The following is a 23,300-nucleotide window of genomic DNA, read 5'->3' on the forward strand; positions in this document are numbered from 1 at the left end:
ATATGAAATTAATCATTATATCAATACTAATTACGATGTCAAATATATTGATGGGCCAACAACCACCCCCTCAAGTATTGAAGTTGATGCAAGCCTATCCTGATCAAATTATTGAATTTCGAGATAATAAACTTTTTTTTGCAGACAAATCATTTTTGATTTATGATGATTTTAAAACTAAAAACAGTCAAGAATTATTGGACAATCCAGATGTCGAAGATCAATTTGCTTATCGATATGATACCTCCAAAACAGATCATAACGATGCAGGAAGGGTTAGAAATGAACTTTTTTTTAAAAAAATGTATGGAGACTCTGAAAATAAGGTTCGTAAGAATTTAGTTAGCATCACATGGTGTCCTAAATTGGTTGGTCAAAAATTGTTGGTTAGTCGTATAAATGGTGTTGCCGAAAAAATGCAAAATATTTCAAAAGCATTAGATGAACACCCAGAATGGAAAACGTATCTGACCAATATTGCGGGCACCTTTGTATGGCGAAAAATAGCGGGTACAAACCGTTTAAGCAATCATAGTTTTGGAATAACAATAGATATTAATATAAAAAATGCCCATTATTGGCAATGGGATTGTAAGTGTAAAAATGAATTTACAAAACTAAAATACCGAAATGCCATACCAATGGGGTTGGTTCAAATTTTTGAAAAAAATGGTTTTATTTGGGGCGGAAGGTGGAAACATTATGATACAATGCACTTTGAATACCGCCCCGAATTGTTTTAAAGTGCTTCTTTTTCTAAAATACTCAAACCGATTCTGATTTTTTCATAAGGAATTTTTTCTTCAAAATAGTCAAAATAGGTTTTAAGTTGTGCTGGATTTTCCAAAATTTCTTTGGCATTTTTTATCAATTCTATTTCGGATTTATCAATAAATTGATGGATATTGATTGCATTTCCGTCTAAATATAGCTTGGCCAAATGCGACATAATAGTTGCAGGATTGAGTTCTCTTTTGGCTGCAATGGACGCAACACTTTCGCCTGCTTGAAACATTTCTAATGTAATTTTGTATGTATTTTCTTTTTTAGGTTTTTCAATTTTATCACTTTGAAATTGTCTAATGGCTTCAATAAACATAGTGCCATATTTTTCGAGTTTGGCTCTACCAACACCGTCAATGGCCAAAAATGATTCATCGCTCATGGGTCTTTCAGCTTCAATCTGTCTCAAAGTAGCATCGTTAAATACAGCATAAGCTGGAATTGATTCTTCCTGAGCTAAATCGGTTCTTAATTTTCTTAAAATGTCAAATAAAGATTGAGTATTTGTAATTTTTTTAACTGCTTTTTCTTTACTTTTTGGCGTTTCAAATTTTACTTTTTGAACATTGGTTAGCAATACTTTTTCATTTTCAAAAAGCACATTTTTTGCATTAGATGTTAGTTTTAGTTGGTTATTTTGATGAAATGCTATTTCGCAATAACCTAAATTTACCAATTGAATAAGGTATTGGCTCCAATCAAACCAAGCGATATCGGTACCCACTCCATAAGTTTTTAAGTTTTGGTATGATTTGTCATAGATGTTTGCATTTTTTGACCCTTTCAAAAAATCGACAACTACTCCAATGGGTTCTGATTCTTTTAAACGGTAAATAGCAGATAATGCTTTTTGGGCAATTATGGTGCCATCAATAAAAGCAGGAGGGTTTTTGCACACATCGCAATTGCCACAATTTTCAGAAACGAGCTCACCAAAATAGGATAATAATATTTTGCGACGACAACTTTGAGCATCGGCAAATTGTTTCATTCTATCTAGTTTAGCTATTTGAATTTCAGCATTTTGGGCTTCAAGTGCAAATTTTTGAAGCTGAATGACATCGCCATAACTTTGAAATAAGATTGTTTCTGCGGGTTGTCCATCTCGGCCGGCACGGCCAATTTCTTGGTAATACCCTTCGATATTTTTGGGCAAATTATAATGTATCACCCATCTTACATTGGACTTATCAATGCCCATACCAAAGGCAACTGTGGCACAAACTACCTGGCAAGTATCATTAATAAACGCATCTTGCACTTTTGTTCGGTTGTGGTTGTCTAAACCAGCATGATAGGCCATAGCCGAAATACCTTTTGATTGTAATTTTTCTGATAATTCTTCGGTAGTTTTACGACTTAAACAATAAATAATACCAGCTTCATCGGCTTTTTTATCAATAAATTGTACAATTTGTTTCACCCTATCGAGGGCTGGTCTTACTTCGAGACTTAGGTTTTTTCTGTCGAATGAGGCTACAAAAACTTGAGGGTTTTGCAAATTCAGTTGATCGCAAATGTCTTGTCTGGTAGCTTTATCGGCAGTGGCTGTTAAAGCCAAAATGGGTGTTTTTGCAAACTTATTTTTTAAGTACCCTAAATTGCAATATGCGGGTCTAAAGTCATGTCCCCAGGCCGAAATGCAATGGGCTTCGTCTATGGCTATAAGGCTCACTTGGATGCTGGCAAATAGGGGTTCTAAATAGTTCAAACTTTCGGGCGCTACATATACCAATTTGATGTTGCCGTTGTGAATTTGTTCTAAATAATAATGTTGCTCCATGGCCTGTTGCGAACTATTAATAAAGCAAGCGTTGATGCCGTTGGCTTTAAGGCTATCTACCTGGTCTTTCATCAAGGCAATTAAGGGCGAAACTACAATGGTTAGCCCCTGAAAAATGAGGGCTGGAAGCTGAAAACAAATCGATTTTCCACCTCCTGTAGGCATTATCGCTACGGTGTCTTGTCCGTTGAGTACAGATTGGATAATGGCTTCTTGGTTGGGGCGAAAATTTTCAAATCCAAAATGATCTTTTAGTTTTTGTTTTAGTGTTATTGTTTGCATGGCTTTATTATATAGGGTTATTTTCTAACGGCTTCAGGTACAAGAAGTTCATAGTGGCCTCCATTCCGTAAAACATCTCTTACGATACTGGAACTGATGAACGACGTTTTGGCAGCTGTAAGTAAAAATACAGTTTCAATTTTAGCCAACTTCCTGTTGGTGTGTGCAATAGCTTTTTCAAATTCAAAATCGGCGGGGTTTCGTAAGCCCCTCAAAATAAATGAGGCATGTAGTTTTTTGCACAAATCTATGGTGAGTCCTTCGTATGTAATTACTGAAATTTTTGGTTCTTTTTCAAATGTTTTTTTGATAAAACTCAAACGTTCTTCTAAGCTGAACATGTATTTTTTATCGGCATTTACACCAATGGCAATAACAATTTCGTCAAATAACGGCAGACTTCTGTTGATGATGTCTTCGTGTCCCAGCGTAATTGGGTCGAATGATCCTGGAAATATGGCTTTTCTGGTCATAGATGTTGTATTTATGCAAATGTAAATTTTATTTTTTGATTTTAATATAAATTTATAATAACAAATTATATTTTTTTGTAAATAATAGTTAAAAATTAATGATTTGACAAATTTACAATAAGTTTGGTTGATTATGGTGTAATTATTTCAATTATAATGCCAATTCGATAGCGTTTGTAAATAAATCTTGTAATGAAATTCCTGCTTCACGGGCTTGTTGTGGCAATAAACTTTCGGTGGTAAGTCCAGGAATGGTGTTCATTTCGAGCATATAAGGTTCGTTGTTTACAATAATAAATTCGCTTCTAGAAAAGCCTTTCATTTTTAGAATGTCATACGCTTTTTTGGCTGTTTCGGCAATTTTTTGCGTAAGCTCTTCAGAAATTCTGGCTGGAGTAATTTCTTTTGATTTGCCTTGGTATTTGGCTTCGTAATCAAAAAAGTCGTTTTCTGAAATAATTTCTGTGATGGGCAATACGGTTGTAACTCCTTGATAATTAATTACTCCAACAGAAACCTCGGTACCATCTAAAAAACTTTCGATGATAATTTCGTTGTCTTCTCTATAAGCCATTTCGATGGCTATTGGGAGTTCGGCAGCGGTTTTTACTTTAGAAATGCCAAAACTAGATCCAGATTTATTGGGTTTTACAAAACAGGGTAAACCTACTTTTTCGACAATTTTTTGGGTTTCAATCAGGTCGCCTTTATTTAGATAATAGGAAGTGGCTGTTTTGATTCCATAAGGTTTTAAGACAGAGAGCAAATCTCTTTTATTAAAAGTAAGTGCAGCTTGATAATAATCGCAAGAAGTTTGAGGGAGTCCGATGAGTTGAAAATAAGCTTGCATCAAACCGTCTTCGCCAGGAGTGCCATGTATGGCATTAAAAACGCAATCAAAAGTAATTTTGTTGTTATCGACAGTTGTAGAAAAGTCGTTTTTATCTATGGGAAATTCTTGGTCTTGAGGATCTACATATACCCATTTGTCTTTAAAAATATGGATTCTGTAGGCGTTAAATTTTGATTTATCTATATAATTATATACAACGTTTCCGCTTATTAAAGAAATTTTGTATTCGGAGGAATAACCTCCCATGATGATGGCAATGTTTTTCATGGTTGTTTTGCTGTTATGAATTTTATTTTATAAAAAATGTTGCTTTTGAAAAGGATTGCCCTAGCCCAGATAGTAGTGGAAATCCTTTTGTGCCAGGGTTTGGCACAAAAGATTGCAACGGATAGCTGGAAATGGCTCCTAATAAAAATTTAAACAAAATTATCATTTTTTTTGAAAAGAAATGCACATAGTATTTTATATATTTGCGATAAAATTAATATTGAGTTATGAGTTTAAGAAAATATTTAACAAGTAAGGTTTTTTTTGTCCAAATATGGAGTGCTATTGGCATTTTTGCGGTGATTGGATTTTTGTTTATGTATTGGTTGGAATATGCTACAAAACATGGAGAAGTGGTTGTTGTACCTAATTTGTCGAAATTGAGTGAGGAGCAGGTAGAAGAAAAATTGGATCGATTGAATTTGGAATATGTCCTATTGGATACGATGGATTATAATCCTGATTATCCAAAATTGAGTGTTTTGGAGCAGGATCCTGTTGCGGGTATGCAGGTAAAAGAGGGCAGAAAAGTGTATATTCGGATAAATGATAATGGCTATACGATGGTTAGGATTCCGAATTTGATTCAGCAAACGTATCGACAAGCCGTTCCTACGTTGCGAGCTATGGGATTGAGCGAGGGAACCAAAACGTATGTGCCAGATATTGGAAAAGACATGGTTTTGGAAATGCGATTGAATGGCAAAGTGTTGCGACCAGGCGACAAGGTATTGAAATCGTCAAAAATTGATTTGTTTGTTGGGGACGGGAAATCCCTTTTTGACGAAAGTGAACTGGATAGTACAAAAGTAGAAACTACAGAAAAACCTGCAGATGAACAATAATATGGCCGTTTTTGAGCCTGAGGATGAGTTATTTGAGCATTTTAAATTTGAAGTGCCAAAGGGGCAATTGCTGTTGCGGATAGATAAATTTTTGATGAATTTGATTCCAAATGCCACCCGAAATAAGATACAAACAGCAGCAACTTCGGGTAATATTTATGTAAATGGAAAAATTGTAAAATCGAATTACAAGGTAAAGCCATTGGATTTGGTTCAAATCATGTTGTCGCATCCACCATTTGAAAACAGGGTAGATCCAGAGGATATTCCGCTAGATATTGTATATGAAGATGAAGCGTTGTTGCTTATCAATAAGCCTGCTGGCTTGGTGGTACACCCAGGACATGGCAATTATACGGGTACGTTGGTGAATGCCTTGGCTTTTCATTTTCAGAATTTACCTTTGAATAGTAGTGAACGGCCAGGATTGGTCCATCGGATAGACAAAGATACTTCGGGCTTGTTAGTGATTGCAAAAACCGAGGCAGCCATGACCCATTTGGCCAAACAATTTGAACAAAAAACATCTGAAAGGGAATATATAGCTATGGTTTGGGGAAATTTGAAAGAAGATTTTGGGACTATAGAAGGAAATATAGCCCGTCATTTGAAAGATAGAATGCAAATGGCCGTTTTTGACGATCCAGATGTTGGTAAGCCAGCAATTACACATTATAAAGTTTTGGAAAGATTTGGTTATGTTACTTTAATATCTTGTAAGTTGGAAACAGGAAGAACCCATCAAATTAGGGTTCATTTAAAACATATAGGACATCCGTTGTTTAATGACGCAAGATATGGCGGCGATTTGATATTGAAAGGGACTACTTTTACAAAATACAAGCAATTTATAGACAATTGTTTTAAAATATTGCCAAGACAGGCTTTGCATGCCAAAACATTAGGTTTTGTTCATCCGACTACCAATGAAATGATGCGGTTTGACACTGCATTGCCCATTGATATGAAAAATTGTATTGAAAAATGGCGACAATATTCTAATAACCACATAGTTGAAGACGAAATATAACACAAAAAAAATATGAAGACCTCCATTATAAACCCAATAGATCAAAATTTTGAAGGAACCATTATTATGCCCTTTTTTGAAGTATCTGAAGAGCAACATATTGTTTATCAGGATATTAAAGTTAATAAAAAATTATTTTCAGGAAAAAAAGATACTCAATATTGTATAGAAACCCCTCAAAATATTGTATTATTAGTTGGAGTAGGAGTGGGGCAAGAATATGACAGTTTACGCAAAATTTTTCGTAATGTTTCTCGAAAAAATAAAACCTTATTTGAGGAAAAAACCCTTTTGGTTTTGCCAGATTCTATGAATGACAATCAAATAGAAGCTATTTTAATTGGATTGTATTGGGGTACTTATGATTTGGGATTTTATAAAAATAATCCATTACATCCATTTTTGGAACCCAGCTTTGTACTGAACATTAATGCTAAAAATGCTAATACAAGTGTTATTGAAAAGAGTATAAAAATAGCAAAAGCCCAAATAGACACCATGAAATTGGTTGATTTACCGCCCAATGTAGTAACACCAAAATATTTAACACAACATGTTCAGGAACTGTCAGACAAAGTTGGTTTTACAACAACAGTTTTAGGATTTGATGCCTGTAAAACAGCGGGTTTAGAGGCTTTTTTATCTGTTGGAAAAGGAAGTCAGCACGAGCCTCAATTTATCATCATGGAATATGTTCCAAAAACTTTTAGTAAAAAAACAAAACACATTGGACTTGTAGGTAAAGGGATTACATTTGATACGGGCGGCTTGAATATCAAAACAGCTGCAATGGTACAAATGAAAACAGATATGGCAGGAGGTGCTGCCGTTATTGGAGCTATGCAATTGATTGCTGATTTGGGATTGGATGTTTGTGTAACTGCCATTGTGCCTGCGTGTGAAAATGCGGTAGATGCAAAATCATTTTTGCCAAGCGATATTATCAATAGTTACAGCGGTCATACTATCGAAATAGTAGATACCGATGCGGAAGGCAGGTTGATTTTGGCAGATGGTTTATCCTATTTGATTCAAAATTATAAACCCGAAATTATTATAGATTTGGCCACCTTAACAGGCAGTTGCATTGGTACTTTTGGGTTTGAAACAGCAGCATTATTTTCAAACAATAAAGAAATACTAGCAAATTTGCAAGAAATAGGACAGTCTATTAATGAAAAATTATGGCCATTGCCACTATGGGATTGTTATCAATCTGATATAGAAAGCGAATTTGCAGATGTAAAAAATTATTCAGGAAAACCATTTGCTGGAGCAATTTCGGCAGCAAAATTTCTGGAATTTTTTACAGAAAAGCACCCAGCATGGGCTCATATCGATATTGCTGGTGTAAGTTTTGTGGATGATGAATTTGCGAAAACAAAACACGCTACGGCATTTGGAGTACAATTATTGTTAAATTTTATTGAAAAAACAATAGAAAATGCCAATTCATAAAAAATATTTTTACTTTTTTTTTATTTTTATAGGTTTGACGTTGAGCGCTTTTGCACAACAAAATCAAATTATTGAAGCCTATAATTTAAGATTTATAGATAGTTCTAAATCTATACAATTACAACAAAAAATTTATAAAGAAGCAGTTTCAACATCAAATACAGAAACTGAATTGATGTCAAATTGCTTTTTGTCATTAACATATTTGAGGTTTAAAAAACTTCCTTTGTCTCAAAAACATATAGAAAATGCAAGTTTAATATTGCCAAAAGTTACTAATATCACCGTTTTAGGATATTATTATTACGCATTGTATAGATATAAACTGTATATAGATGTACTAGGTTATGAAAATGATTTGTTGAAAGCCTTAGATTTATTTGAAAAATCTAAAAATTATGATTTTGCTGCATTAGCGGCTTTGGGTATTGCCAATTCTGGTGCTACAATTGATGTGCATTTTTTGGAGAAAGCCACCCAGTTTTCAAAATTAACTACAAATAATGATATTCAATTAGAAACCCAAATTTGTCATGCTACTTATTTGAAAGAAAAATACCAAGCTCCTAATTCAAAATTACAAATCAATCAGGTTTTTGAGGCTTATCAAAAAGCTATAGTACTTGCTCAAAAACCAACATATAATAAAATGAATGTAGCGGTTTCCTATTTGAACTACGCAAATTTTTTGGCATCTACTCATCAAAAAACGAACGAAATTTTACCATTAATACAAAAAGCCTTATATTATGCTGAAAAATTTGGCATAGTAAGTGTTGTATGAAATTGTTATGGCATTAGGGGGCTATATTTATTAGAACAAAAAAAATATGACCAAGCAGCACTTTCGTTTAAAGAAGGAATTCAATATTTAAAAAAACTCCCATTTAAAGACTATCCAACAGAAAAAAAGTTTTATCAGGATTTGAAATTAATAGCTATGTATAATAATAATTACAAACAATATTATGAATATGATCTATTATTTCAAGAAGCTACTACATTAGCAAATGAAAGTGAAAGAGAAAGCTTGATTCAAAATGCAACTGCCAAGTATGATTTAAAATCAAAAGAAGAGAAAATCACATTATTATCTAAAGAAAATCAACTAAAAGATGCCTTGATAATAGCCTCACTATTGGCTATTTTGCTAGGTGCAGGTATGTTTTTTTATTATTATAAAAACATAAAAATGAGTCAAAAATATTTTGAACAAAATAGGATAAAGTTAGAAAAAGAAAAACAACAAACCCAAAAAGAGTTGATGAACAGTGTATTGCATTTAGAAAAGAAAAATGAAATTTTAAATGAACTCAAGGATAAATTATTAATTCAAAATAAAGAGCAAAATGCTACTATAAATAATGTTATCTTTAAAACAATAGATGAAGGATTGGTGATTGATGATGATTTTCAGAAATTTAAAAATAATTTTAACACTATTTACCCAGAATTTTTTGATAAATTACAACAAAAAGCTTCAAATAATCTTACTCAATTGGATTTAAAATATTGTGGTTTTATTTTAATGAAAGTTACAAACAAAGAAATGGCTTCGCAAATGAATGTAGAACCCAAAAGTATAAGAATGGCAAGATACAGAATTAAACAAAAATTAAATTTATCGAAAGAGGAAGATTTAGATGAATTTATTCAAAATACGATTGAATAAAGTTTTTTTATGTTGGAGCCTAAAAACAATTTCATTTTTTTTTTAATATTATAATTCTTGTTAATTAATTACTATCAAAATTGGGTTTTAAATCATTATATTTATTTTTTTGTTACTACAAAATGGAATCAATTATTTTATTAATTTTTTCCATATTTTTTTAAATCAAAAAAACAATTGCTACTTTTTGTTGTTTTTTTAAATAACTGTTAATCAGCAACTTAATTTTTTGTAGTCGCCTAATAGACACTCAAAAGTTATAATTGAATTTTAGTTTTATTATTGAAACCGAAAACTAACCTACATTTGCAATATACAAACAACATTGAAAGCAATAAAACTTTGCCCCAAAATTTGCTTTGAATTTCTCATTTATTAATTTTTAATATTAAAATTATTAAAATTGTTTTGTAGAATTTTCAATTGTATAATTGATTTATAAATTAATAAATGAGACGACCTACGGAATAACCCCTCTTAATATCCTGTTTTGTATAATATGAATTATTAAATTTTATCTTATAAATATTTTTATATTATAATATTATTTAATTTATTCAAACAAATGGTATTAACAATATGATTTGTTGAAAATACTAATTCTTTCAATTTACTCCTCAAATGAAATTCATTGTCAACTATAATGAACAATGTTTAAAATTCAGAAATACTTCATTTATATATTTTTTTATTTTCAAATACTATTATTAACTTACTAATTTTAATGAAATTAAAGTATGTATTTCATAAGTTTATATGAAGAAATCATTTATCATTAAATAAATTTTTTTTAATGTTTTAATTGATTATTAATAAAGCTGTTTGAATTTATTAATATTATATAAATTTCATTTGGTATTACAAAATGTAACTTTCTGATTTTCAAATACAAATTAGTATGTAGTCGCCAAATAGACAATGGTTCTATTAGCATAGACACACAATAGACTAAAGAAAAACAGTAAAATTCTAAAGTATTCATAGTTTTGGCAAAACATTTTTGATGATGTTCAAAAATGTAATTGTGAATTAATTTAAAGTTAATTCTAATTTTAATTAAAATCAAAACTTTATGAAAGCTCCTTTTATCGAAATTATCGAAGCCACCACTCCCGACCCGAATCTTTTGATGTGGAAATATGAAGACGAAGACAAAGAAATTAAAAATGGCGCAAAACTAACCGTTAGAGAAACCCAACACGCTATGTTCCTCAATGAAGGGCAATTGGCAGATGTTTTTGGACCAGGTTTACACACCCTTTCTACCGAAAATATTCCGCTTTTAAGTCAATTAAAAGGCTGGAAATATGGTTTTGAAAGTCCGTTTAAAGCCGATATTTATTTCTTCAATACCCATCAATTCATCAATAACAAATGGGGTACACCCGCCCCAATCTTGATGAAAGACCCCGAGTTTGGACAAGTGCGCATTCGTGCTTTTGGAAGTTTTGACTTCAAAATAGCCGATGTTGCTACTTTTTTCCGTCAATATTGTGGCACTTATTTTCAGTTGACTTTATTTGAATTGCAATCGCAATTGCGTGATTTTGTTGCACCAAAATTTGGCGAAGTTTTGGCCAATCAAAACCTAGCAGTCACGGATGTTGCAGGCAATATTTCAGATTTGAGCAAAAGAGTAGAACCGGAGCTAAAAACCTATTTTTCACAATTGGGAATTGAACTGACACAATTCATCATCACCAGTGTAACGCTACCCGAAGAAGTTACAGCTCATTATGACAAAATGACCAATATTAATATGGTGAAAGACATGGATAAGTTTACCCAATTTAACACCGCTACCGCTATTGGCGACGGTAAAAGTGGGCTTAATGACGCCGTACAACAAGGAGCCATGCTCAATATGATGATGCAACAAATGCAACAAAATCAACCAGTTACTACTCAAACCGAAGATATTCCGGCAAAATTAAAACAACTGAAAGATTTGTTTGATGCAGGAATTATTGAGGAAGATGATTTTAAAGCAAAAAAAGCCGATTTATTAAGCAAACTTTAATCAGTCATGGAGGATAAAAAACCACTTTCATTTGTAGAAAAAATGAAATTAAAAGCCCAAAATCAAAAAACCTACGGCATTGACGAAAATAATGCGTTTAAAGAAGCAAAAATGGATGCCGCCGATTGCCCAAATTGTGGCGCAGGTAGAGCAAAACAAGATGGATTGACGCACTGTGCTTACTGCGGTCACGAGTTTTTAGCTGTCAAACTTAACGATGGAATTTTTATCAAAAAAGAAGACAATTCCAATTCTTAAATTCATAAAAAATTAAAAATTATGATTGGATTATTCAACAAAAAAGACAATTCAGCTTCCCATTCGCAATCGAGTGAATGGCTGCCCCAAATTCAAGAAAACCAACAACGTTTTTTTGATTTTTTGGACAAAATGGAAGTTCGGATGCAAGAACTTACCGATGCGGCCATTCCCGAATTGACTGAAATGAGAAACAGCACTGAAGAAAGCTTCAAAATGGATTTTCATCGGATGAAATCAGGTATAGACGGGCAATTAGAGAATATTCGTAAGAAAGTTTATGACGTTCACGACGAAAAAATATTGGATTTGTACCAAGAAATCAAGCACGATTATTCGCCAAAAGACAAAGATAGAGAGGTACTTGACGCTTTTAGAAATGAATGTAGAAGTCGATACAATCTCTTTGAAGAGAAATTCCAAAAAGCAAGCAATGCCGTGAATGCCACCGATTATGAAGATTATGAAATTGCATATCAAAAAGTGCTTGCCGAATATGCTGCCATAAAAGATAAATTTCATTGCAAACAATGCGGAAGCCCTATTTCTATTGAGAAAATATTTTTTATCAACGTGCATTTGGCTTGTTCCGCCTGTCAAACTCAAAATACCTTTGAGCCGAGTACTCAAGCCAGAATGGTACAACATTTTGCACAAGATTTAGCCCACCAACGGGCGGTTGATTTATATGAAAAATACAAAATCGAATCCGAAAAAGAACGTTTGTTTTATTACGAAATGCACCCCCTGAAATTGAGTTTAAATTTTGAAAAAGATGCAAAAATAAAGTCCGAAACCGAAGTAAAAATTGCCGATTTGGAAGCTAAAAGACAAGAATCTATTCAAAATACCCCCATTTTTCACAAAGACTATTTGCATAAAAAATATGCCGAATGGAAAAAAATAACCCCCGATATGGAAGCCCATCTCGAAACCAGATTACAAAACGATTTATCAAATATTTAATTCATTAACCCCTAAAATTTTATTATTATGTTCAAAAAACTATTTAGCTCTATTACAGGCAACGAAGAAAAAGAAGTGCAAAACACTCAAAATCAAGAATTTGAAAACACCCAAAATGAATCTTATGAGGACGAAGATTATGAAGAATATGACCCAGAAACCCTCCACGGAACGCATTATGAGGTAGAAGATTTTGATGCAGAAGTAGAACGTTTATCCCAAGCTTGGATTGAACAAGAAGGCATTACCAGCCAATCTGAAATCAACAATGTGTATCATAACTATCGAAGAGACGTTTATATGGCTTGGAATGAATGTGACTCCGACCAATATATCCGTTTTGACAACCGAAATTCATTGGCACACCACGGCGTTGCACAAATGGGCAACAACATGCAAGAGGACGAAAACAACCCACTTTTAGCGCCTGTTCACGGCATTTCACTTAGAGATTATTCGGCTATTTGTGCCAAATTAGGATCGGGTGTAGCTGAAGAAGACATCTACAAAGCTTTCGGAATTGATGCCACAATTTGGGGCGAGTTAAATACGATTTGGCCAGCTCGTATGGCGGAAGATACCACTTTTAGCGTTTCGGTTTTGTTTGGACAATATTATGCTGAAGCCGACCAACATCCTAAACTTCAAGGAGTTAAAACCAATTTGTCTGAAGAAGGAGAGGCCAATTTGGAACGTTTGAAAAATGACATCTATTTTTATTACGAACTAACTGGTGCTCGCCAAGCCGCTTATGAATATGGCATGGACGGTGCACAATGGATTTTGGATAATTATGGCATTGGATTGGGCGATTTTCAAGGCGTAGCTATGAAATATATGGAACAACAAAACCAAAATTTCAACTCAAACGACATCCATCATTATCTAGATTATCAAAACCAAAAACAAGCCGAATATGCCAAAATTTTCGCAGCAGAACAAGGCGGAAATGTGGCCGATGACGTAGAGTTTTAATTGTTTTTGGGCGTTACCACAAGGGTCGGGCTGTCCGTTTCAATCTTTTTTTTATGGTTGTAGTTTTCAGTTGAATGATTTCGATAAAAACAAAAATCATTTTTTCAAAACAAATTCAAACAACCATAAAAAAAAGGATTTCCACTTCCATCCCTAACGCAGCTTACGGTAAAAGGATATATTTTGCCAAAAGAAAAAAACAACTTATCTTTAAACCATTTTCTATTTCAACTTTTATTTTTAGATACAAACCTAATAAACCTATATAAATGAACGACTTAGCATTTGATTTTAAAACCAATTCCACCCTTAACAAACAAAAAGGGGTGCATAATTTGGTTCTTGCTCACCAATCGGAGTTGCAAGAGGTGAACAATATTCCTTGTTTTTTCTGGGGAAATTTGGTGCAACCCTATTTAACTGCCAAATGCTGGAGCACGATTGCCAAAGTAGTACGATCGAGTTTTGGTCCCATACCTGCGAGTTTGCGTGACCCTATTGTTACGGCAGGCGAAAAACAAATTCGATTTGAAGGATTTTCATCATGCAATGGCGTGTATGTACGCTTAGACATGAAACCCGAAGCCATTGATGGGGAATTTATTGCGAGTGGCACTACAAATGTTGATTTCAATGAACCTATGCTTAATGCGTTGAATGCCATCCAAAAGTCGGAGAAAGTTACCCTTGCAGTGGGTCAAAACGACATGCAAGTCATCACGAGCAAAGCCAAAGTTACCGAACGAAAAGTTACGCTACCCATCCGATGGATTAAGGGTTTGACTAGTGTGCAATTGTATTTAGCAGACATGGAACAAAAATATGAATTGAACAAATTGCAAACCATTCAATTGTTCAATTCCTTGCCAAAAGGAAATGTAAAAGGCGATTTTTACATATCCAAACGAGCAGGAAAAATGATGTTTTCTACTTTGTTGAGTGCCGATTGTGTTCGTATAGGTGGGGTGCAACGTTTGCGCTTATTGGAAGGCGTTTTGCCGCTATTGGATAAAGTATTCATCTATGAATCATCGGATAAAGAGACCTGTGCTTTGGTGTGTGAGTTTGGGAGTATGCAATTACTAATGGCGTTTTCACCGGATAATTATAGAGGGTTTTCAGGAGAAGGAAAGGCATTGGAACAGATGACCGAAAACTTGCCTTTGGAATGGGTGTATGGTTTAAATTCCTTGTTGAAAGCCAACGAAACCTTCAACCCTACTTTGTTATCCATTGAAAATGATATTGATTTCGGGACAATGGACAATCTTAGCGCTAGTTTGTCATCAATGGGGCTTTTGGGTTTTGATGTACTAGATAATTCTCATTTTTACAGGCGATTGCCATTCAAAACAGAACGCATCTTGAGCTTGAATCCACGTTTAAAAAATGCTAAAAAACTTATTGAAAATAATGATATTCAATTTATTACAAAAAACAGCTTTTTAATTGAAGCTTTTGTGAAAGGGACAGGTGTGCAACACAAAGTGGTAATTCAAAATGGAGAAGCAAGATGCACCTGTGATTGGTTTTCTTCTTATCAAGGAAAAAGAGGGATTTGCAAACACATTTTAGCAGTTAATCTTATGGACAAGGGAACTATAAATTAAAAAATAAGGTACAACTATAGCAAGATTGCATTAGGGATTGCAGCGGCATCCTCTTTTTTTTAGGGTTTAAAGTGGTTCAATTCGCTTTTGGTTTTAGTAACTAAATACTTGAACTGAAACACACAACCCTAAAAAAAGAGATATAGCGGAAAGCCCGACCTGAAAGGGAATGCCCAAATATAAAACACACCCATTATGAAAAAACATTTAAAATATATTGACGGAACATCGGATAAATTTTGGCAAATTGAAGCACAAGGGATTCAATTTACGGTAACTTATGGCAAAAATGGCACTTCTGGCACTTCGCAAACCAAAAGTTTTTCCACCGAAGCCGAATGCTTGAAAATGGCAGAGAAATTAGTCGCTGAAAAAGTGAAAAAAGGCTATTCCGAATCGGGAGAAGTTATTGTGGACAGTAGTAGTAAAGCAGGAAAAGCCAAAACGGCACTTCAAGAAATCACAGCGGAATATGACCAGCTCATCAAAGATAAAAGAATTGAAGCGTTGTTGCCTTTTTTGCAAGAAAAAGTAAAAGGAAATGTAGCCGAGTTTAAAAAACATTTAAAAAAATGTAAAAAATATTGGTGTGATTATGCCGATTTGACCAATGAACCGCAATTTAGAAAGGGCAATCAATATAATTGGGGGCGACGAGGCGATGAAATCCAATCCAAAATCATCAATTTGACAGCAATGGCAGTAGTGGACAAAACCGAAATCAATGCTTTTGATGGGATTGTTTCGTATTTGGAAGCCATGACAACCGATGTTATAATTAAAGAGCTAATTTTTTGGGCTAAACCCAACTGGATTGCCGAGTATGTGTTGAATTTGGTAAAAAGAAACGAATGGGCTTCCATTTCCTATTACACCTTGCGCTATTTGGAACAAGAAAAATTAATAGCATTTCATGCGGAATTGTATGCGATTAGTTTGGCACAATACAACGAATATCAAGTTAAGGATTCAGCACAAAATTTCATCAAAAAATTGGCACAAGATGCGCTTGCATTGGAACGCGATGTGCCTTTGTTGTTTGAATATGAGACCGCAATAAACAATGTCTATTTCCGAACCAATAATGACCAACCCTATAATCAATACAAGCTGTGGCACGTTGCTTTATTGCAATTTGTGAATGACGGCAACTTGAAAAGAGCAACCGTTATTGAAAATGGTTTGTTGATACAGACCAAAGAATGGAATAATGGAATCAAATCCTTCTTTAAAAAAATAGTTGAAGAAATTAAACCTACGACAGAAGAATTGATTGCTAACCAAAATGTTATCTTTACTTTTTTGCAAAATGCCTATTCTCCCATAATTACGTTTGGAGTGGATTTATGCAAACTAATATTTGAAGAAAAAAAGTTCAAAACTAACGATTTTTTGGAATGGTTGGAACCTTTGTTTTATAGAGAAGACGCCAAAGGAAGCATCAAAAAACTATTGCCAATCTTGGAGAAGATTGCAAAAACCAATACCAAAACCAGCACAAAAATTGCCTATCTAGTGAGCAACGTTTTTGTGATTCCCGATTTGACTTTGCAAGAAAGAGCGGTAAAAACCCTACTGAAAACTGCCAATAAAAAAGATAAAACGATAAAAGAAAAACTATTGGAATATGTGGGTCAAATGCAAGGTTCCGTAAAATTGCAATTGGGCGAATTTTTAGGCAATGAAACGGATGAAAATGCCGTTTTTGAAGTTGATAATTACGAATACAAACCTTTAAAAGTAAACAAATTAGTAACTGAAGTGCATTTACCAAAAGATTGGAACGAAATTTTGTTTCAATTTGGAAAATTCATCAATAATGAGGGCATTTTGGATACTGAAATTTTGTTGCATTCGTTTGTGTTGCAGCGGCATTTGTTTCCAGCGGATTATCAAAAACAATTAGAGCCTTATGAAAAACAACTGCATAAAACCTATTTTAGTTGTGTAGCAAAAGATTTTGTAAAAGGCTATTTGTTACAAAAAATAATGCATTTGGATAAAAAAGCCGATACTAAATTTAAAAGTTATAATACGGTGAAAACGATGTATTTCTATATATCCATTTTAGAATGCATCGATGAAAAAATCCAAACGAAACGTGCGTTGCCCTTATTGAGTTTTCCAACCCACGAACCCCATTGGGTAGCACCAAAAACGCTTTTGGAACGCCTAATTGCTTATCAAAACGCAAATGAAACTATCGATTTTAATGATTTATCCTTGGCAATTTGTAGAATGCCTTTGGAACAGGTTGAAGATGCGATACCGCTACTTTCCCAATTGGAAACCGAGATGAAAAATTTGTTTGAATTTTGTTTTGGGATGCACAAAGAGATAAAAATTCCGAAAGAAGGCATTTTGAATACTTTATTTCAAAAAGCGGGAGGCGAAACATTGCAATCAAAATATACTGCACTTTGGGCAGTGGCGGCACAAACATTTTATCCGCATGAAGCCTTTGAAGCCTTTGAGAAAACGACTATTGCAGGAGTTGCATTTGCGGGGAAACCCTTTCAAAATCCGATCAATTTTGTTGAAAAACACAATGAATGGGTGGATTATCGCACCAAAGAAAAAATGCGTCATTCTTGGATGGAATTGGCTGTGGAACTGCCAGGTTATAAAAAAATTCCAAATCATTTGTTATATAGTTTGGATTGCTATTATGTTGGGAAAAACAGTTGGTATCACCATTTGTATGGGGGCGATTCGGTTTACTATTGGAACGATTTGATGCCACAAAACAAAGAGCCACTAGCACTGAAGTTATTGCTTGCTGGCTGTGTGAATACCAGTTCTGGTTCCGATATACTTACTGCCTTTTTGCATTTGGCAAACCGAACCGATTTTGTGTTTTCAAATTATTGTAGTACTGTTTTTGCCTGTTGTTTTTTTATGGATAAAAAAGACGTTCGGCTTTTGGCATCGGAAGTGATGTATCAAAAAATTGAAAATCAAACCCTTCCAATGGAACAGTTGCGTTTGGTATTTGCCTATTTAATTTCAAATAATTATGGGGTGTTTGGACGGTTTTCCGATGCGGTTTTGAGCATTAAAGACAGTTCGCCTTTGCACAATCAGGCGTTGTTTTTACTAATGGATGCCGTGCTTGGAGCATTTGGAACTTTAGAAAAATTGCCAACCAATTTTAAAAAATTCATCGAGAATTATTATGATTTGGCAACAAAATTAAACCAAAAACCTTCCGAAAAAACGTTGCTTTTCTTGAAAACATTAGAAAATAACGCCAGTTTGAAGAAGCTAATCAAGTTACTAACAAATTAAATTCAAATAATTTAAACCATGTCGCAAGCCGCAGGACTAGTTTCCAAAATAAAAATAAGTGAAAATGCGTATAAAAAGTTCATAAAACAAGAAGCAGCCACTTTTGCTGAAGAATTATTTATTTCTTTTTGGCATAAAAGTGCCACGATTTATAAATTGAACTATAATAAAAAGCTAGCCACGCTTTATGTTTATGCCTATTATCACTATGGCTCAAGCGAAACCTTGCAAGAAAGCCTTTTTTATAAAGCAATTACCAAAATTATACCCTTTTTGGATGCGGATAGCGAGGGATATTGCCTCACTACATTAGATTGTTTGAGTTTTTCAAATTTTGATGTGCAACTACAAATAGAAAAAGGCATTTGGAAAGAACAACCTTTCTCAACGGCAGAGCGACAAGCCATTTATAAAGAAACACAAAAGCAATTTTTCAATAAAATTGAAAATGTTTCGGATTATACTGCTTTTTTTAATGCCAATAGGACGTTTTTAGATGCCACAGTGCTCAAACAATTTGAAATTTTGAGAGAAGAAGCAAGAATTAAAACCATAAAAGAAGGCTTGCACCTGGCAACTGCTTTGCAACCTTTAGAATTGTTTAAAGGTTATTTCTATAATGGAACAAAATTTTACCATTGCAATGGAAGGGATGCTATTACTTATTTTGAAAATTGCAACCTGCAAGATTTAGTGGAAACCAGTTATGGTTTAACTGATGGAAATTCTATTATTATTGGGAACAAACAATTAATTGCCGACCCTAAATCCTTCAAAAAGCTGCATAAATTTTACACAACCTTCTATGTAACCGCAACAAATGTGTATGATGAACAGCTAAATGAGATGGAAGGTGCCGATGCCAAGACTTTTAAATTAGCAACTTACAAAAGAGAAATTTCAAATGTGTATTATGGCGAAGATGCGAACCACATTTATTTTCTAGGAAAGACAATTTCTAAAGAAGCATTGGGAACTTTTTCGTTTTCCAACTCTCTTTTTTACGATGAAATCTTATTAATAGGAACAAAGAAAATCTATTTGGGAGCAACGCTATTAGATGAAATTGATGCTCCCACTTATGAAAAATTAAGATTAGAAAACACCGCTATTTATGACATTGGGAAAAATACTGTTGCCGAATCAACCACTTATGCAGGTAGTATGAAAGCATTTATTTCGTATGGAAAAGACAAAAATGGGGAATTTTTCCTCTTCAAACCTTATGTTAATGCGGCAGAATGGTGTTTTGTTGCCACTTCTTTTGGATTTAAGAACAATGAAGTTGTAGTGTTGCGAAAAAATGAAGCTGAATTTTTGGAATTTTATGAAAAATATAAAAAAGAAGTCGCAGCGAATGCACTCCCTTTTTTGAATAGCATTTTACCTGAAAATAATTTGGATAGTGCGGCCTATTTTACTCAATTTCAAGCCTTTTTTGAATCCAAGCATTTTGATAAATTGGTTGAAGAAAATAAATATGTGCCTGATTTTTTGACAAAATTCAATAATTATTTGCACCATTGTTGGCAATTGTATATCCATTCCAATAAAAAAGAACTTCATTATTTAGAAACGGGTTTGAGGGCTTATAAAAAATTAGCGCATCATTATATAGCAGAACTCAATCCATATATTTTTCATCATTTGACGTGTTTTTCGGTGGTTTTGAAGCAACATGATTATGCCGTTTCTTATTTTTTGAAGGCTTTTTATTATGGCTACTCGCAATTTCATTTAATGTTAAAAGATGCTGATTTGCAAGCTTTATTCCATGATCCTAAAATTGTGGATATCAAAAATTGGTTTGAAGAAAATGAAATTGCTCCTTACAAGGAAACTAACGATTGGCGTTGGTATCCCAATTTATATGGCTATCCACAAATCAGTGCCTTGGTTTTTGATTTGTTAGAACAATTGCCAGATACTATAAAGCAAGGAGCAAAGCACAATTATCATCAAATTGATTATGTAAGTTATATTATGAATACCTATTTGTTCTTTGAATATAATGATGGAACTGAAGAAGGTGCTTTTTTGGATGAAATGCTCATAAAATTTGCACCTTATTTTAATAAGTATTTACAAAACACGATGGATTTGAGTTGGCAAGAACATTGTGCCTATTTTTTCTATCAAGACTATGCCATCACGAATGCAAAAACCCATTTGGTTCGGTTGGAATATTTGTTTTTCAAAGCCCACAATGAATATGGTTTTAATGAAATGAATGAAGAAAATCTTAGCGATTTAGTGAATCGGATACAGTTAAAATATCAAGAAGCAAGTGAGGCGGACAAAGGATATATTGACCAATCAAAAGTAATGGAGTTGCTTTCTAATACGGATTTTGTTCAAAAAAACAACTAAAACCAAACCTTTATAATAAATTACTAATATACAATGGAAAATTTATCAAAAAAATACATCGAGGGCTTAAAAAAAGCCTATTATGAAAGAGAAGGGCAAGAGATTTGGGATCATTTGGAGTCCATCAAACACGGAATTCATAAAGAAGATGAAGAACGATTGAAGCAGGCTTTTCCACAAATTCCAGATAGTTTGATAGAATTGTTACAATTTGTTGATGGTACGTATTGGAGCGAATTTCAAAATGAGAAAATTGCCTTCTTTTTTTTAGGTTCGGATATGTTTGAATATCCGTATTATTTAATGAGTGTGCAACAAATTTTGGAAAGCAATTCATCTAGTTATTTAGCAGATTATATCGACAGAGTTTATGATGAAGTGGAGGTAGATAATGGCATTATTTCGGATTCCAAAGCACTCAATTGGCTTCATTTTTCGGATTGTATGAACAATGGAGGTACATCTCAATTGTATATAGATTTTTCTCCTTCTGCAAATGGAAAAGTGGGACAAATTGTTCGCTACACCCACGATCCCGATGAATTGGTCGTTATTGCGGATAGTTTTGATGCTTATTTGCAACTGCTTATTGAGGCTGATTTTCAGTTTATTGTGGATTATATGATGGAGTAATTATAAAAAACAACTATTCGAAAATTTAAACCATTAAGAAATTAAGGTAATTAAGACTTAATGAAACTTAATATCTTAATGGTTCAAAAACAAAATTTAATAAATTTAAATTGGATCCCCACGTAAAAGGTGGTTGAGCCAAAAATGGAATAAATAGGAATACAATTCGAATAGATACACTTAAAAATCAGGTTGTTTTTTGATTCATTTTAAAAAATAAAACAAAATTATGCTAGAAGAAAAATATCTTAAAACATACCAAAACAAAATGGGGCCAATCCTTTATAAAGCATTTAAAAATGTAACGCTGGACGACGGTATTGGTTTTTTGGAAGCCAATGCAATGGACGATTATTTTTCTCCAGAAAGTCAAGAATATCAGGAAGAAAGAGCCAAAGATGAAAGAACAGATTGGCGAAAAGTAGCAGCAATGATTAGTGCCTTGGATGAAAATTATAATAGTGTTGCCTATTGTTTTATGGATGTAAAGGGATTACGATTCTTCTTGCCCGTTTTGCTCTCTTTGGGGCATTTTGGAGCAATAGAAATCTGGATGGAATATATTGTAGAAGAACCGAAAACTACAACAAATGAAAAGTATAAAGAAATGTGGAATGGGCTTTCTTTTGAGCAAAAAATTTGCTTTTTAGAATGTATGGAACAAAATTTTCTATTAGAAGCTGATTTTATTTTTGAATATAAAAATTCGATTTGTGCTAGTTGTGGTAAATTTAGAAATAAAAATTTTACCAAAGAAGATGCAAAACAATATGTATATGATGGAAATGCTGAATTTTATCAATTAGTATTAAAATTAAAAGAAATAACCATAAAAAATGAAAAAGCAGGAAGCAAAGCATTCTCGTTTTTTTATTCTTTATTGGAAAAAATTATAAAGTAGAAAAAACTAAACATGAACATCACAGGAATATATAACATTGACAACCAAGTCATTCTGAAACGATTTTACAAAAAAGGATTTCATGAATTGGGTTCACATCTTTTTTATTTACCCGAAATGCCTTCTGACGATGAAGTGGAAAAATTAAAAAATGAAATTTTTCTAAAAGAGGATCAATTAGATATTTCAGGAGTTGGGTTGGAGGTGATTCATCAGTATTTTGTGGAGGACAATTTGAATTCGTATTGTGCTTGGGTAAAAAACAAAAATTATCTTTATTACATTTCAATTTCATACAAGACTAAAAGCTTTGGTGAAGTGGTCATAAAAAAAACAAGTTTGAAACCCAAATTTTTCGATGAAATTGAAGTGATTGACAAAGATTTCATTAAAACAAAAAGCGAAGTATTTTATCTCGGAAAAAAAATAGTTGGTGCTGATGGAGTAAGTTTTAAGAATACAATTAGTGAATTTTTTTATGAAGATAAAAACCGAATCTATTCTTTTTTGAATTTCAGAATCCATATTCTTGAAAAACAACAGGACACAAACTATTTCTTCATTCCTTACTGCGATTGCTTTGCAAGTGAACAGGCTATTTATAGACTAGATAACTGGACAGATAAAATGGAGCAGGTATCAGGGGATTTTACGGGAACTCTATTTTACAATAATTTAGAAATCATCTTTTCCATTTTATATCCCGAACTTTCAGAAAGGGAATGTATTGATTTGCGTGAAAAAGTGGGCTATATGAAAAATTATGAGACCATTTTTCAAACTATTTTCCCTGATGTAAAAGCAGTGTGGAATAAACAATAAAACCAATAAAT

General features: G+C 33.3%; 19 protein-coding genes. 16 read left to right on the top strand and 3 right to left on the bottom strand.

Going from position 1 to position 23,300, the window contains the following annotated elements:
• Positions 1–2: 2 nt before the first annotated feature.
• Complete coding sequence (locus tag B0A58_RS06445) at positions 3–743, top strand: M15 family metallopeptidase (protein WP_089080357.1); 741 nt, start codon at positions 3–5, stop codon at positions 741–743.
• Here the strand turns inward: B0A58_RS06445 and recQ are convergent.
• From recQ to B0A58_RS06460, 3 genes are all read right to left on the bottom strand, one after another.
• The gene (gene recQ / locus B0A58_RS06450) at positions 740–2,848 is read right to left on the bottom strand and encodes a DNA helicase RecQ (RefSeq protein WP_089080358.1); all 2,109 of its coding nucleotides are present in this window, start codon (positions 2,846–2,848) and stop codon (positions 740–742) included. The genes B0A58_RS06445 and recQ overlap by 4 nt on opposite strands.
• 17 nt (positions 2,849–2,865) lie before the next feature.
• Positions 2,866–3,321, bottom strand: a complete 456-nt coding sequence (gene coaD / locus B0A58_RS06455; RefSeq protein ID WP_089080359.1) for a pantetheine-phosphate adenylyltransferase — start codon at positions 3,319–3,321, stop codon at positions 2,866–2,868.
• A gap of 151 nt (positions 3,322–3,472) precedes the next feature.
• Positions 3,473–4,441, bottom strand: a complete 969-nt coding sequence (locus B0A58_RS06460; protein WP_089080360.1) for a D-alanine--D-alanine ligase — start codon at positions 4,439–4,441, stop codon at positions 3,473–3,475.
• 227 nt (positions 4,442–4,668) lie between these two features.
• Between B0A58_RS06460 and B0A58_RS06465 the strand changes: the two genes are divergently transcribed.
• The 15 genes from B0A58_RS06465 (at position 4,669) to B0A58_RS06540 (ending at position 23,289) form a co-directional block, all read left to right on the top strand.
• Positions 4,669–5,286, top strand: a complete 618-nt coding sequence (locus tag B0A58_RS06465) for a PASTA domain-containing protein (RefSeq protein WP_014084253.1) — start codon at positions 4,669–4,671, stop codon at positions 5,284–5,286.
• On the top strand, positions 5,276–6,316 hold the full coding sequence (locus B0A58_RS06470) for an RluA family pseudouridine synthase (protein WP_089080361.1): 1,041 nt from the start codon (positions 5,276–5,278) through the stop codon (positions 6,314–6,316). The genes B0A58_RS06465 and B0A58_RS06470 overlap by 11 nt, the downstream gene beginning before the upstream one ends.
• A 12-nt stretch (positions 6,317–6,328) precedes the next feature.
• Positions 6,329–7,774: a leucyl aminopeptidase family protein gene (locus B0A58_RS06475; RefSeq protein ID WP_089080362.1), complete on the top strand. Its 1,446-nt coding sequence runs from the start codon at positions 6,329–6,331 to the stop codon at positions 7,772–7,774.
• Positions 7,761–8,558 carry a hypothetical protein gene (locus B0A58_RS06480; RefSeq protein ID WP_089080363.1) on the top strand — a complete coding sequence of 266 codons (798 nt, stop codon included), beginning with the start codon at positions 7,761–7,763 and terminating at the stop codon, positions 8,556–8,558. Before B0A58_RS06475 ends, B0A58_RS06480 begins: the two co-directional genes overlap by 14 nt.
• Before the next feature lie 141 nt (positions 8,559–8,699).
• Entirely contained in the window at positions 8,700–9,446 is a 747-nt protein-coding gene (locus B0A58_RS06485; RefSeq protein ID WP_133063080.1) for a helix-turn-helix transcriptional regulator, read from the top strand.
• Positions 9,447–10,518: 1,072 nt separating this feature from the next.
• On the top strand, positions 10,519–11,466 hold the full coding sequence (locus B0A58_RS06490) for an SPFH domain-containing protein (protein WP_089080365.1): 948 nt from the start codon (positions 10,519–10,521) through the stop codon (positions 11,464–11,466).
• A gap of 6 nt (positions 11,467–11,472) precedes the next feature.
• Positions 11,473–11,724, top strand: coding sequence for a hypothetical protein (locus B0A58_RS06495; RefSeq protein ID WP_089080366.1), 252 nt, complete (start codon positions 11,473–11,475; stop codon positions 11,722–11,724).
• A 21-nt stretch (positions 11,725–11,745) separates the two neighbouring features.
• Positions 11,746–12,690, top strand: coding sequence for a hypothetical protein (locus B0A58_RS06500; protein WP_089080367.1), 945 nt, complete (start codon positions 11,746–11,748; stop codon positions 12,688–12,690).
• Positions 12,691–12,717: 27 nt separating this feature from the next.
• Positions 12,718–13,665, top strand: a complete 948-nt coding sequence (locus tag B0A58_RS06505) for a DUF6620 family protein (protein WP_089080368.1) — start codon at positions 12,718–12,720, stop codon at positions 13,663–13,665.
• 269 nt (positions 13,666–13,934) lie between these two features.
• Positions 13,935–15,275, top strand: coding sequence for an SWIM zinc finger family protein (locus B0A58_RS06515; RefSeq protein ID WP_089080370.1), 1,341 nt, complete (start codon positions 13,935–13,937; stop codon positions 15,273–15,275).
• A gap of 195 nt (positions 15,276–15,470) precedes the next feature.
• On the top strand, positions 15,471–18,563 hold the full coding sequence (locus tag B0A58_RS06520; protein WP_089080371.1) for a DUF6493 family protein: 3,093 nt from the start codon (positions 15,471–15,473) through the stop codon (positions 18,561–18,563).
• An 18-nt stretch (positions 18,564–18,581) separates the two neighbouring features.
• Complete coding sequence (locus tag B0A58_RS06525) at positions 18,582–20,933, top strand: hypothetical protein (RefSeq protein WP_089080372.1); 2,352 nt, start codon at positions 18,582–18,584, stop codon at positions 20,931–20,933.
• A 33-nt stretch (positions 20,934–20,966) separates the two neighbouring features.
• The gene (locus tag B0A58_RS06530) at positions 20,967–21,566 is read left to right on the top strand and encodes an SMI1/KNR4 family protein (RefSeq protein WP_089080373.1); all 600 of its coding nucleotides are present in this window, start codon (positions 20,967–20,969) and stop codon (positions 21,564–21,566) included.
• Between the two features lie 229 nt (positions 21,567–21,795).
• On the top strand, positions 21,796–22,467 hold the full coding sequence (locus B0A58_RS06535) for a DUF6714 family protein (RefSeq protein WP_089080374.1): 672 nt from the start codon (positions 21,796–21,798) through the stop codon (positions 22,465–22,467).
• 12 nt (positions 22,468–22,479) lie between these two features.
• Positions 22,480–23,289 carry a DKNYY domain-containing protein gene (locus tag B0A58_RS06540; RefSeq protein ID WP_089080375.1) on the top strand — a complete coding sequence of 270 codons (810 nt, stop codon included), beginning with the start codon at positions 22,480–22,482 and terminating at the stop codon, positions 23,287–23,289.
• Positions 23,290–23,300: the final 11 nt, after the last annotated feature.

Source organism: Flavobacterium branchiophilum NBRC 15030 = ATCC 35035, assembly GCF_002217205.1.
GTDB lineage: Bacteria > Bacteroidota > Bacteroidia > Flavobacteriales > Flavobacteriaceae > Flavobacterium > Flavobacterium branchiophilum.